Here is an 11696-nt window from a genome sequence, read left to right as displayed (position 1 = left end):
CGCCCCTACGGACACCTGGGCCGCCGAGCACCAAGCCGGAATCGGACACCGGGCCGGGACCCGACACCGGGCCCTGATCAGAACACCGGCACCCCGTCCCGGGTCAGCCGCCAGTCCACGGACGCGAACCGCGCCCCGTCGATCTCCCCGGTCTCCTGCACCCACCCGATGATCACATTCCGGATCTCCTCCGACGTCGACCACACCTGCGGCGCCCGCGCCACATGCGGGAAATTGCCGCCACCGCTCGCCCGGTAGTTGTTCACCGCCAGCACGAACCGCGCGTCGTCCGCCACCGGCTTCCCCTCGAACGACAACTTCGTGATCCGCCGCCCCGGCTCCCGCGCGATGTCGATCTCGTACGACACCCCGCTCACCGCGTCGTAGTTGTAATCCGGAATACCGTCCGCGTTCGTCAGGTGCGCCGGATCGACCGGACCGCCCGTCGGCGTCCGTACGTAATACCGCGCGGAGAACTCCAGGTACTCCCGCACCTGCTTCCCGGTCAGAATCCGCGCCTCCAGCGTATTGTCGAACGGATACAGCGCGGCCATCGACCGGATCGTCACCGGTCCTGCCGGAACCACCGCCGAACGCGAGAAACACGAAGCCTGCGACAGCACCGGCAGCTTCGCGTACGCGCCCCCCGCCAACGCCTTCCGTACCGCCTCCGCCTGGACGAACGCGATGAAATCCAGCACCGGCGTGTCCTTGAACGGCGCCTCGGCCGCCGTCATCTCCGTCTTCGACCGCCCGATGACCTGATTGACGTACGCCACCACCTTCCGTTGCTCGGAACGCAGCAGCCGGGTGATCCGCGGATCCTCCGGCACCGTGTTGGAATTCAGCACCTTCGCCGACACCGACTCCACCGACCAGCGGCCCCGCGACCGCACCAGCTCCACGTCGAAGAGCGTCAGCCGCTGCCCCCACTTCAACGGCTCCGACAGCACCACCGCACGCCCCGTCTCGCGGTTCACCACCCGCCGCTCCGGCACCTCCACATGCGCATGCCCCACCAGAATCGCGTCGATCCCCGGCACCCGCTCCGCCACCAGCGCCGCCGCGTTCTCCACGTACGGGAGCTGGTCCCCGTACGACGACGTGCCGCTCGTCCCCGAATGCGCCGCCACGATCACCACATCCGCCCCCATCGACCGCAGTTTCGGCACCCACTTCGCCGCCTGCTCCTCCAGCCCGGGAAACGCGAGCTTCCCCTGCACATGCGCCTTGTCCCATATGGCGACCCCGGGATTCGTCAGCCCCAGCACCGCCACCTTCACCTGACCGCCGCACGGCGTACACAACCGCGCCATCCAGTACGGCGGGAACGCCGGCCGCAGCGACTTCGCGTCCACCGCGTTCGCCCCCAGCAGCGGGAAGTCGCAGCTCTCCTCGAACTTCCGCAGCACCGCCAGTCCGTAATTGAACTCGTGATTGCCGAGCGCCGCCGCGTCGTAACCGATGGCGTTCATCGCTTTCGCCATCGGATGCACCGGACCGTTCGGACCGGTGATCGGATCGACCTTCGCGTAGTAATACCCGAGCTGGGTGCCCTGGATCGTGTCACCCGCGTCGATCAGCAGCGTATTGCGGGCTCCCTTCTCCTCCCGGACCCGCCGCACCAGCGTGGAAATCTTCGCCAGCCCCACATCGTTGTGGTCCTTGTCGTCGAATTCCGCGTCGGCGGCGTAATCCCAGTTGAAGACATTGCTGTGCAGATCCGTGGTCCCCATGACCGTGAAGGCGTAACGCCGCGCGGGCCGCGCCCCGCCACCGGACACCGGGGCGGCCGCCGCCGACGGCGCCGCCGTACCGATGAGGGCGGCCCCCGCACCGGTGGCGACCGAACTCCCCAGGAACTTCCTGCGCCCGAGCGGCATGAACATCTCCTTCGACGAAACACGACAGCGGGCCGCGGCGACGGCGACGGAACCGACGAGCACCACGACACTCATGGACAACGCGCGTAGATTCTGGCTCAGCAGCCCCACCCGCAACAGCCCTCACAGGTTGCGATCAGATGACCGCCCGCCCGGCTCCTCCCTGACAAACCCCCCGCCCCGTGCCAGGCTGCCCCCATGACCGACCCCGACACTCGGCCCGCCACCCTCCCGTACGGCACCCCCGACGCACCCCGCCTCGCCGTCCACGGCGAGGCCCGCATCGAGGCCGACCCCGAGATCGCCCGGATCGACATCACCGTCCAGGCCCGCGGCACCGACCGCGCCGCCACCCTCAAGGACCTCACCCACCGCAACGACCAGGTCCTCACCCTCGTCAAGAGCTACGGCGACGCCGTCGAGAAGCTCGACACCGGCGCCTTCTCCGTCACCCCCGAAATCACCGCCAAAGGCCGCCACGAGCGCGTACGCGCCTACCACGGACGCGTCCGCGTCGCCGCCACCCTCGCCGACTTCACCGCCCTCGGCGAACTCACCACCCGCCTCGCCGACCTCGACCTCACCCGCGTCGACGGCCCCTGGTGGGCTCTGCGCCCCGACTCGCCCGCCCACCGCGAAGCCCGCCGGCAGGCCGTGCGCGAAGCCGTCCAGCGCGCCCGCGAATACGCCGAAGCCCTCGGCGCCCGCCTCGACGCCGTCCTCGAACTCGCCGACACCGGCGCCGACGACGCCTCCCCGATGCCCGTCCCCGGCGGCGCGTTCCGCTCCGTCGCCCACGGGGGAGCCGGCGCGGCTGAAAGCGCCCCCGCACTCGACCTGGAACCCGCACGCCAAGAGGTGTACGCACAGATCAACGCCCGCTTCACGATGACGCGCCCCACTCTGTGACCCACGGGCGCCGCCTGGCGACCCCACATGGCTCGAACCTCCGAACCACTGGCGCCGCAGGGGCCTCCGCACCTCGCGAGCCCCCGCTTATCCGCTCATAGGAGCGCCGCTCCGCGCATTCAACTACTTGTCAAGAGCCTTTCACGCAAAGGCCGTTGGGCAGTCACTTCCCCACAGTTCCCTACCTATGAGTAGGTCGTAGGGTCGGAACCATGCGCCGAGCAAAGATCGTCTGCACACTGGGACCCGCCACCGACTCGTACGAGCAGATCAAGGCACTCGTCGAAGCCGGAATGGACGTGGCCCGCTTCAACCTCAGCCACGGCACCTACGCCGACCACGAGGCGCGGTTCGAGCGGGTACGCAAAGCTTCCGAGGAGACCGGCCACAGCGTCGGCATCCTCGCGGATCTTCAAGGTCCGAAGATCCGACTCGGCCGGTTCCGCGAAGGTCCCGTACTTCTCGAACGCGACGACGCCTTCACCATCACCGTCCGCCCCGGCGTCGAAGGCGACCGCCACTGCTGCGGCACCACCTACGAAGGGCTCGCCGACGACGTCACCCCCGGCGAGCGCATCCTCGTCGACGACGGCAAAGTCACCCTCCAGGTCACCGACGTCCGCGGCACCGAGGTCCACACCGAGGTTGTCGAAGGAGGCATGGTCTCCGACCACAAGGGCCTCAACCTCCCCGGTGTCGCCGTCTCCGTCCCCGCCCTCTCCGAGAAGGACTGCGAAGACCTGCGCTGGGCCCTGCGCATCGGCGCCGACATCATCGCCCTGTCCTTCGTCCGCAGCGGGGACGACATCGACGACGTCCACCGCATCATGCGCCAGGAGAACTGCTTCCGGCCCGTCATCGCCAAGGTCGAAAAGCCCCAGGCCGTCGACGCGATCGACGACATCGTCGCCGCCTTCGACGGCATCATGGTCGCGCGCGGCGACCTCGGCGTCGAAATGCCCCTGGAAACGGTCCCGATCGTCCAGAAGCGCGCCATCAAACTCGCCAAACGCAATGCGAAGCCGGTCATCGTCGCCACCCAGATGCTCGACTCCATGATCGAGAACTCCCGGCCCACCCGCGCCGAAGCGTCCGACGTCGCCAACGCCGTCATCGACGGCACCGACGCGGTGATGCTCTCCGGCGAGACCAGCGTCGGCAAGTACGCCACCGAGACGGTACGCACCATGGCCCGCATCGTCACCGCGGCCGAGGAGGACATCCTCGCCAAGGGCCTGCCCGCGCTCACCGACCGCAACAAACCCCGTACCCAGGGCGGTGCCGTCGCCCGCGCCGCCGCCGAGATGGGCGATTTCCTCGGCGCCAAGTTCCTCGTCGCCTTCACCCAGTCCGGCGACACCGTCCGCCGCCTGTCCCGCTACCGCTCACCCATCCCCCTCCTCGCCTTCACCCCCGAACCGGCCACCCGCTCCCAGCTCAATCTCACCTGGGGTGTGGAAACCTTCCTCGGCCCCAAGGTCGACTCCACCGACGAGATGGTCGCCCAGGTCGACGAAGAACTCCTGCGCATCGGCCGCTGCGAACCCGGCGACGTCGTCATCATCACCGCCGGCTCCCCACCCGGGGTGGCCGGCTCCACCAACCTCGTCCGCGTCCACCGCATCGGTGAGGACGACTCGTCGGCCTAGGGGCGGCCGGTGCTTCGGGCCGGCACGGGCGTCCATCGGAATACCGGGAACACGGGCAGCCCAGGTGTCGCTGCGGACTGACCGGAGGGGGGAGAGCGCCGTGAGGGGGAGGACCGAGTCATGGACCGACCTGCCATGACTCGGCGTGATGCGTTGATCCCGTGGAGTGAAAACGGGATACGGCGCGCGAACGGGAAAGGCCGCTTCGCGATGGGGTGCCGGGTGCGGGACTCGAACCCGCAAGCCCTTTCGGGCAGATGTGTTTGAGACATCCGTGTATGCCATTCCACCAACCCGGCCGGGGTGGGCTGTCAGCAGCATACCGTGTACGTGTCAGAGGGTGCCGCTAGGTAGGCTACAAGGGCACCACCTGCCTGGAACGAGGAGACCCGTGAGCGCCGCCGAGCCCGAGCAGCCCGTCGCCGACGACGATCAGTCGCATGTCCCGCCGCAGACGACCCGTGTGGTCATCGCCGAGGACGAGGCCCTCATCCGTCTCGATCTCAAAGAGATGCTGGAGGAAGAGGGCTACACCGTCGTCGGTGAGGCCGGGGACGGTGAGAAAGCCGTGGAGCTGGCCCGGGAGCACCGTCCGGACCTGGTGATCCTGGACGTGAAGATGCCGGTCCTCGACGGGATCTCCGCCGCGGAGAGGATCGCGGAGGAGAGCATCGCCCCGGTCCTGATGCTCACCGCGTTCTCGCAGCGCGAACTGGTGGAGCGGGCGCGGGACGCCGGGGCCATGGCGTACCTCGTCAAGCCGTTCAGCAAGAGCGACGTGGTGCCGGCGATCGAGATGGCCGTGAGCCGTTTCACGGAGCTGAAGACGCTGGAGAAGGAGGTCGCCGACCTCACCCAGCGGCTGGAGACCCGCAAACTGGTGGACCGGGCGAAGAGCGTCCTGCAGACCCAGTACGGGCTGACCGAGCCGGCTGCCTTCCGCTGGATCCAGAAGACGTCGATGGACCGCCGGCTGTCCATGCAGCAGGTCGCCGAGGCGGTCATCGAGGACGCCGAGGAGAAGAAGCAGAAGAAGGAGAAGGAAGGGAAGGAGTAGCTCCTCCTTTCCTGTGCGAAGGGCGTACCGGCGGCCGGCCGGTACGCCCTTTCCTCATCCGCGATGCGCGCAGTGCCCGGTGCCCCCGGTCAGTCCTCGCCCAGATACGCCTTGCGTACCGACTCGTCGCGCAGGAGTTCCTGGCCGGTGCCGGAGAGGACGACGGTGCCGGTTTCCATGACGTGGCCGTGGTCGGCGAGGGAGAGGGCGGCCTGGGCGTTCTGCTCCACGAGGAGGATGGTGGTGCCTCGGGTGCGCAGTTCGCGGATGGTGTCCATGATCTTCTGCATCATGATGGGGGACAGGCCCATGGAGGGCTCGTCCAGCATCAGCAGTTTGGGCCGGGACATCAGGGCGCGGCCCATGGCGAGCATCTGCTGTTCGCCGCCGGAGAGGGTGCCGGACGCCTGGCGGCTGCGTTCGCCGAGGATGGGGAAGAGGTCGTAGACGCGCCGGATGTCGGCCTCGATGCCGGCCGGGTCCTTGCGCAGGAACGCGCCGAGCTTGAGGTTCTCGGCGATGGTCAGGCGGGGGAAGAGGCGGCGGCCTTCGGGGGAGTGGGCGAGGCCACGTTCGACGATCTTGTGGGCGGGGACGCCGGTGAGTGGCGCGCCGTCGAAGCTGATCTTCCCGGCGAGGGGTTTGAGGAGGCCGGAGAGGGTGCGCAGGGTGGTGGTCTTGCCGGCACCGTTGGTGCCGATGAGGGTGACGACCTGGCCGGCTTCGACGGTGAAGGAGATGCCCTTGACGGCTTCGATCTTGCCGTAGGCGACGCGCAGGCCCTCGACCTGGAGGAGTGGGGGCGTGGTCATCGGGCGTCTCCTTCCGGGGCGGAGTGTCCGGGTGCGGAGTCGCCCGGTGGGCGGCCTTCGGGCGGGGAGTCCGTGCGGGCGGTGTCCTCCCGGGCGCCGGGGCCGTGGCCGGCGGCGCGGGCCTGTTCCTCCGCGGCCCGTACTTCGGCGGCTTCCTCGGCGCCGGGGGCGTCCTCGAAGGGCGTACCGAGGTAGGCGGCGATGACGCGTTGGTCGGCCTGGACGACTTCGGAGGTGCCTTCGAGGAGCTTCTCGCCCTGGACGAGGACGGCGACGCGGTCGCAGAGGTTGAAGATGAAGCGCATGTCGTGCTCGATGACGAGGACGGCGGTGCCCTGGTCGCGGATGGCGAGGACGAGGTCCCGGGTGGCGCGGGTCTCCTGGGGGTTCATGCCGGCGGTGGGTTCGTCGAGGAGGAGCAGGCCGGGGTCGCTGGCGAGGGCGCGGGCGATCTCCAGCTTGCGCTGTTCGCCGTAGGGCAGATTGCGGGCGAGGTGGTCGCGTTTGGCGGCGAGTCCGGTGAACTCCAGGAGTTCCATGGCGCGTTGCGTCGAGGAGCGTTCGGCCTTGCGGAAGCCGGGGCCGCGCAGGAGGGCGGACCAGAGCCCTTCTTTGGTGCGGGTGTGGCGGCCGACGAGGGTGTTTTCCAGGACAGTCATGTTGGCGAAGAGGCGGATGTTCTGGAATGTGCGGGCGACACCGGCTTCGGTGACGAGGTGGGGTTTGCGGGAGAGGCGGGTGCCCCGGTAGGTGACGGTGCCTTCGGTGGGGGCGTAGAGGCCGGTGAGGCAGTTGAAGAAGGTGGTTTTTCCGGCGCCGTTGGGGCCGATGAGGCCGACGATCTCGCCGGCCCGGACGGTGAGATCGACGCCGCGTACGGCGGTCAGGCCGCCGAAGCGCATGGTCACGCCGGCGGCTTCGAGGACGGTGTCGGCGGTGCTGGTGGATGCCGTGGGTGGGGTCATGGTCTCGTCACGCCTTCGCCTGGGTGCCGCCGCCGAGGGCCTGGTCCCCGTCGGGCAGGCGCGTATCGGGTACGTCGAGCTGGCCGGTCTCGTGGAATTCGAGCTGCTTCCTGCGGTCGGGGATCAGGCCCTCAGGGCGGAAGCGCATGAGCAGGACGAGCGCGAGGCCGAACAGGAGCAGTTGGTAGTCCTGGAGGAAGTCGAGTTTGGCGGGGATGAGGAAGAGCAGGGCCGCGCCGACGAGCGGGCCGCTGAGGGTGCCCATGCCGCCGAGGATGACGGCGGCGAGGAGGAACGCGGAGTTGGGCGGGGTGGGGCCGGCGAACTGGAACTGTTCGGGGGTGGCGGTGGTGACGACGTGGACGTGTACGGTTCCGGCGAGTCCGGCGAGGGCGGCGCCGAGGGCGAAGGCGAGCAGGCGCAGCCGGAAGCTGTTGACGCCCATGGCGACGGCGGCGGTCTCGTCCTCGCGGATGGCGATCCAGGCGCGGCCGATGCGGGAGGCGGCGGCGCGGCGGAAGACCAGGACGACGAAGGCGGTGACGAGGATCATCAGGAGGTAGTAGTTGCCGTAGGTGGCGATGGTGAAGCCGAGGATCTCGTGGGGTTCGCCGAAGTTGAAGCCGAAGATCTCCAGGTTGGGGATGTTGGGGATGCCCATGGCGCCGTTGGTGACGTCGGGTCCGGTGGTGCCGTTGAGGTTGAGCATGGCGATGCGGAAGATCTCGCCGAAGCCGAGGGTGACGATGGCGAGGTAGTCGCCGCGCAGGCGCAGGGTCGGGGCGCCGATCAGGACGCCGAAGACGAGCGAGGCGGCGGCGCCGGTCAGCAGCGCGGCCCAGAACGGGAAGTGCAGGCCGAGGGCGGATTCCGGGCTGCCGGAGACGAGGGCGGCCGCGTAGGCACCGACACCGAGGAAGGCCACGTATCCGAGGTCGAGGAGACCGGCGAGGCCGACGACGACGTTCAGGCCGAGGGCGACGGTGGCGAAGATGAGGATGTTGGCACCGATGATCGTGTACTGGTCGGTGTCCTGGGTGAACGGGAAGCAGGCCGCGGCGATGAAGGCAGCGGCGAGCGCGACGCCGCGGTGCCGGGTGGTGATCGCGGTGAGTCGGCCGATGAGTCCGGCGCGGTGCAGGGCGGGGACGGCGAGCGCGACGAAGATCAGGTAGCCGACGAAGGGCGGGCCGTCCTCCGCGTCGATGCCGTACGTGAAGACGTAGAGCCCGGCGCCGAAGGCCGCGGCGATGACCAGGACCTCGCCCCAGGAGGGCAGCGGCCGCGTGGGTGGGCGCAGGGGTACGGGGGCCAGGGCGCCCGTGAAGCGCTGCCAGGCGCCGGGCGCCGGGCCCTCCTGACGGTCCGCGGGGACGGTGCGGTCGGCGGGCAGGCCGAGGGCGCCGAGGAACGTGGCGAGGGCGGTGGCGCCCGCGATGTAGCCGCCCGCTTCGAGGTTGACCAGGCCGCCGAGGTGTACGGCGATGGCGCCGAGGGTGAACCAGGTGGCGGCGAGGGTGGCGAGGGCGGCGAACAGGACGGGGGCGGTGCGGCCGGCGGGGGTGAGCCGGCCGAGGCCGCGGACGCCGAGGCCGGCGAGGGCGAACAGGAGGGTGAGGACGCCGCCGGCGAGGGTGATGAGCTGGAGGCCGGCGGGGGAGCCGTAGTAGGTGAGGTCGCCGGGGAAGTCGCTGCTCCAGGTCCAGGGCAGGGCGGTGGAGACGGCGGTGGCGAGGGCGGCGGCCGCGGTGGTGAGGCGGGCGCCGCGTTCGGGGAGGGGGAGGACGCCGGGGTGGTGCCGTGCCGGAATGGTGCCGGCCGTTTTCCCGGTGGTGCCGTTGCCGCCGTCGGCGGGTGTGATGGTCATCGCTCTCACGCCCGATCCGCGACGCGCTCGCCGAGCAGGCCCTGGGGCCTCAGGAGGAGGACGAGGATGAGGAGGACGAAGGCCCAGACGTCCTTCCAGGCTCCGCCGCCGAACTGCTGCATGCCGGGTATCTCCTCGACGTAGCCGGTGGCGAGGGCTTCGGCGACGCCGAGGACGAGGCCGCCGAGCATGGCGCCGTAGATGTTGCCGATGCCGCCGAGGACGGCCGCGGTGAAGGCCTTGAGGCCGAGGATGAAGCCCATCCGGAACTGCACTTCGCCGGTGCGCAGCCCGTAGGCGACGGCGGCGACGCCCGCGAAGGCGGCGCCGATGGCGAAGGCCAGCACGATGATCCGGTCGGTGTTGACGCCCATGAGCTTGGCGGTGTCCGGGTCCTGGGCGGTGGCCTGCATGGCGCGGCCGCTGCGGGTGCGGGCGACGAAGAAGCCGAGGGCGATCATGCAGACGGGGGCGGCGGCGATGACGAAGAGGTCGCCGCGCTGGACGGTGGCGCCCAGGATGTCGAGGGAGCCGCCCTTGAACTGGGGGAAGACGCGGGCCTTGTTGCCTTCGGGGTACCACTTCCAGACGGCCTGCTGGAGGGCGATGGACAGGCCGATGGCGGTGATCAGGGGCGCGAGGCGGGGCGCGCCGCGCAGCGGCCGGTAGGCGAAACGTTCCGCTGCCACGCCGACGAGGACGGCGACGACGACGGCTCCGAGGAGCATCAGGGGCAGCGCGAGGAGCAGGGACATGCCGGACGGCAGGGCGAGGTGGACGGTGAGCGCGCCGAAACCGCCGACCATGAAGATCTCGCCGTGTGCGAAGTTGATGAGCTGGACGATGCCGTAGACCATCGTGTAGCCGATCGCGATGAGTCCGTACATCGCGCCGAGGATGAGTCCGTTGGCCAGTTGTTGCGGCAGTTCGTTCACCGCAGGGCCTCCGTGGGGTGGGAAGACGGTACGGGCGGTGGCGGCAGCCCGTGTGCCGGGGCGGCGCCGGAGGGTGCGGCGCGGCCCGGGGGCACTGGCCGGTGGGGAGTGGCGGGGTCCGGCGGGCCGACCGGGGTGGTCCGGGCCCGCCGGTCTCGGCGGTACGGGTCGGCTCGGCCGGGTCAGCCCGTGCCGGCCTTGTCGAACTTCTTGAATTCCGCGCTGAAGCGGGCGACCCACTTGCCCCGGTCGACCTGGTAGGCGGTGATCATGGTGTTGGTGGTGTCGCCGTACTTGTCGAAGGAGACATGGCCGGTGACGCCGTCGAAGGAGACCTGGTTCAGGGCGTCGACGACCTTCTTGCGCGCGTCCTCGGGCAGTTTGCCGCCGTTGTCCCCGACGACCTTCTTGACGGCCTGGATCAGGGCCCAGGTGGCGTCGTAGGCGGAGCCGCCGTACGCCTCGTAGCGGTCCTTGTAGCCGGCGGCCCGGTAGTCGTCGATGAACTTCTTGGCGGAGTCGAGCTGTTCGACGGGCTTGCCGACGGAGGACGCGTAGTCGCCCTGCGCCTTCTTGTTGAGCTTGATGTATTCGGCGCTGTACATGCCGTCGCCGCCCATCAGGGGGACGTTGACGCCACCGTCCTTGAGCTGCTGGCTCAGCGGTCCTGAGGCGGGGTACTCGCCGCCGTAGAAGACCACGTCCGGCTTGGCGGCCTTGACCTTGGCGACGACGGCCTTGAAGTCGCGGTCCTCCGGGTTGACGTGCTCGGAGCCGACGACCTTGCCGCCCAGTTTGGTGAACTGCGCCTTGAAGGAGGCGGCGAGGCCCGCTCCGTAGGTCTTCTGGTCGTCGATGACGTAGGCGTTCTTGAACTTGGCCTTCTCCCAGGCGAACTGGCCGTCGAAGGCGCCCTGCACCTCGTCGGTGGTGGCGGTGCGGAAGTAGGTGGAGAACTGCCGTACGCGCTTGTTCTGCTTCCAGTCCTTGCCCTGGGTGAGGTCCGGGGTGGTGTTGGCCGGGGAGATCAGGGCCACCCCGTTCTGCTGGGCGACCTGCTGCATGGACTGGGCGACGCTGGAGTTCAGCGGGCCGACGATGCCCAGGACGTCCTTGTCGCCGGCGAGCTTGGTGGCGTTCTGCTGGCCGACGTTGGCCTGCGCCTTGTCGTCGAGCGCTTCGAGCTCGAACCCGATGCCCTTGACCTCGCCGGTCTTGTTGGCGTTGTCGACGGCGAGCTGGGCGGAGTTGCGGATGCCCAGTCCCAGGGCGGAGAGCTCGCCGGTGATGGGGGCGTCGAGCCCGAGGGTCACGGTGGTCTTCGTCCCCTCGCCGCCCTTCTTGTCGTCGCCGCGGGAGCCGCATGCGGAGAGGGTGAGGGCGCCTGCGGTGACCGCGGTGGTGAGTATGAGCAAGGAACGGTGACGCACGATCAGTCCTTTCCCTGGCGCGGTCGGGCGCGTCGCACGACCGTTTCGCGCGCCGGGCTGTACGGGTGGTACAGGGTCCGTGCTCGCAACGCGCGCCCGGCGGCGCGGTGACTGGCGGTGACTCTAGAGCGGTGCCCGGTGGCCTGACAGCGGCGCTGACCAGGATGTGACGCTCTTGTTATGACCGTC

At 69.6% G+C, this 11696-nt stretch carries 9 protein-coding genes and 1 tRNA gene; 3 read left to right on the top strand and 7 right to left on the bottom strand.

Going from position 1 to position 11696, the window contains the following annotated elements; all coding sequences use genetic code 11:
- Positions 1-77: 77 nt before the first annotated feature.
- Positions 78-1883, bottom strand: a complete 1806-nt coding sequence (locus ACH4EB_RS00495) for a bifunctional metallophosphatase/5'-nucleotidase (protein ID WP_398345705.1) — start codon at positions 1881-1883, stop codon at positions 78-80.
- 198 nt (positions 1884-2081) lie between these two features.
- Here ACH4EB_RS00495 and ACH4EB_RS00490 point away from each other — a divergent pair, with 198 nt between their 5' ends.
- On the top strand, positions 2082-2792 hold the full coding sequence (locus ACH4EB_RS00490; RefSeq protein ID WP_398345024.1) for an SIMPL domain-containing protein: 711 nt from the start codon (positions 2082-2084) through the stop codon (positions 2790-2792).
- Positions 2793-3004: 212 nt separating this feature from the next.
- Complete coding sequence (gene pyk, locus ACH4EB_RS00485) at positions 3005-4441, top strand: pyruvate kinase (RefSeq protein ID WP_398345023.1); 1437 nt, start codon at positions 3005-3007, stop codon at positions 4439-4441.
- Positions 4442-4657: 216 nt separating this feature from the next.
- On the opposite strand, the gene ACH4EB_RS00480 is transcribed toward pyk, so the two are convergent.
- Positions 4658-4740 (bottom strand) — tRNA-Leu (locus ACH4EB_RS00480).
- Between the two features lie 92 nt (positions 4741-4832).
- On the opposite strand from ACH4EB_RS00480, the gene ACH4EB_RS00475 reads away from it, so the two are divergent.
- A complete protein-coding gene (locus ACH4EB_RS00475) occupies positions 4833-5498 on the top strand; it encodes an ANTAR domain-containing response regulator (RefSeq protein WP_398345022.1) in 666 nt (221 codons plus the stop codon).
- A gap of 89 nt (positions 5499-5587) precedes the next feature.
- On the opposite strand, the gene ACH4EB_RS00470 is transcribed toward ACH4EB_RS00475, so the two are convergent.
- The 5 genes from ACH4EB_RS00470 to ACH4EB_RS00450 all read right to left on the bottom strand — a co-directional run bounded on the left by ACH4EB_RS00470 (position 5588) and on the right by ACH4EB_RS00450 (position 11492).
- Positions 5588-6310, bottom strand: a complete 723-nt coding sequence (locus ACH4EB_RS00470) for an ABC transporter ATP-binding protein (protein ID WP_398345021.1) — start codon at positions 6308-6310, stop codon at positions 5588-5590.
- Positions 6307-7275 (bottom strand): ABC transporter ATP-binding protein, encoded by a 969-nt coding sequence (locus ACH4EB_RS00465; protein WP_398345020.1) that lies wholly within the window; start codon positions 7273-7275, stop codon positions 6307-6309. The genes ACH4EB_RS00470 and ACH4EB_RS00465 overlap by 4 nt, the downstream gene beginning before the upstream one ends.
- Before the next feature lie 7 nt (positions 7276-7282).
- Positions 7283-9142 (bottom strand): branched-chain amino acid ABC transporter permease, encoded by a 1860-nt coding sequence (locus tag ACH4EB_RS00460; RefSeq protein ID WP_398345019.1) that lies wholly within the window; start codon positions 9140-9142, stop codon positions 7283-7285.
- Between the two features lie 5 nt (positions 9143-9147).
- Complete coding sequence (locus tag ACH4EB_RS00455; RefSeq protein WP_398345018.1) at positions 9148-10077, bottom strand: branched-chain amino acid ABC transporter permease; 930 nt, start codon at positions 10075-10077, stop codon at positions 9148-9150.
- A gap of 182 nt (positions 10078-10259) precedes the next feature.
- Complete coding sequence (locus tag ACH4EB_RS00450) at positions 10260-11492, bottom strand: branched-chain amino acid ABC transporter substrate-binding protein (RefSeq protein ID WP_398345704.1); 1233 nt, start codon at positions 11490-11492, stop codon at positions 10260-10262.
- Between the last annotated feature and the right edge of the window lie 204 nt (positions 11493-11696).

It is taken from the genome of Streptomyces sp. NPDC018045 (genome assembly GCF_044327445.1).
Lineage (GTDB): Bacteria > Actinomycetota > Actinomycetes > Streptomycetales > Streptomycetaceae > Streptomyces.
This window is presented reverse-complemented; position numbering and strand designations above follow the sequence as displayed.

Coding starts and splice junctions, on each gene's coding strand:
- ACH4EB_RS00495 (WP_398345705.1), bottom strand. CDS start 1,883: ATGCCGCTCGGGCGCAGGAAGTTCCTGGGGAGTTCGGTCGCCACCGGT.
- ACH4EB_RS00490 (WP_398345024.1), top strand. CDS start 2,082: ATGACCGACCCCGACACTCGGCCCGCCACCCTCCCGTACGGCACCCCC.
- pyk (WP_398345023.1), top strand. CDS start 3,005: ATGCGCCGAGCAAAGATCGTCTGCACACTGGGACCCGCCACCGACTCG.
- ACH4EB_RS00470 (WP_398345021.1), bottom strand. CDS start 6,310: ATGACCACGCCCCCACTCCTCCAGGTCGAGGGCCTGCGCGTCGCCTAC.
- ACH4EB_RS00465 (WP_398345020.1), bottom strand. CDS start 7,275: ATGACCCCACCCACGGCATCCACCAGCACCGCCGACACCGTCCTCGAA.
- ACH4EB_RS00460 (WP_398345019.1), bottom strand. CDS start 9,142: ATGACCATCACACCCGCCGACGGCGGCAACGGCACCACCGGGAAAACG.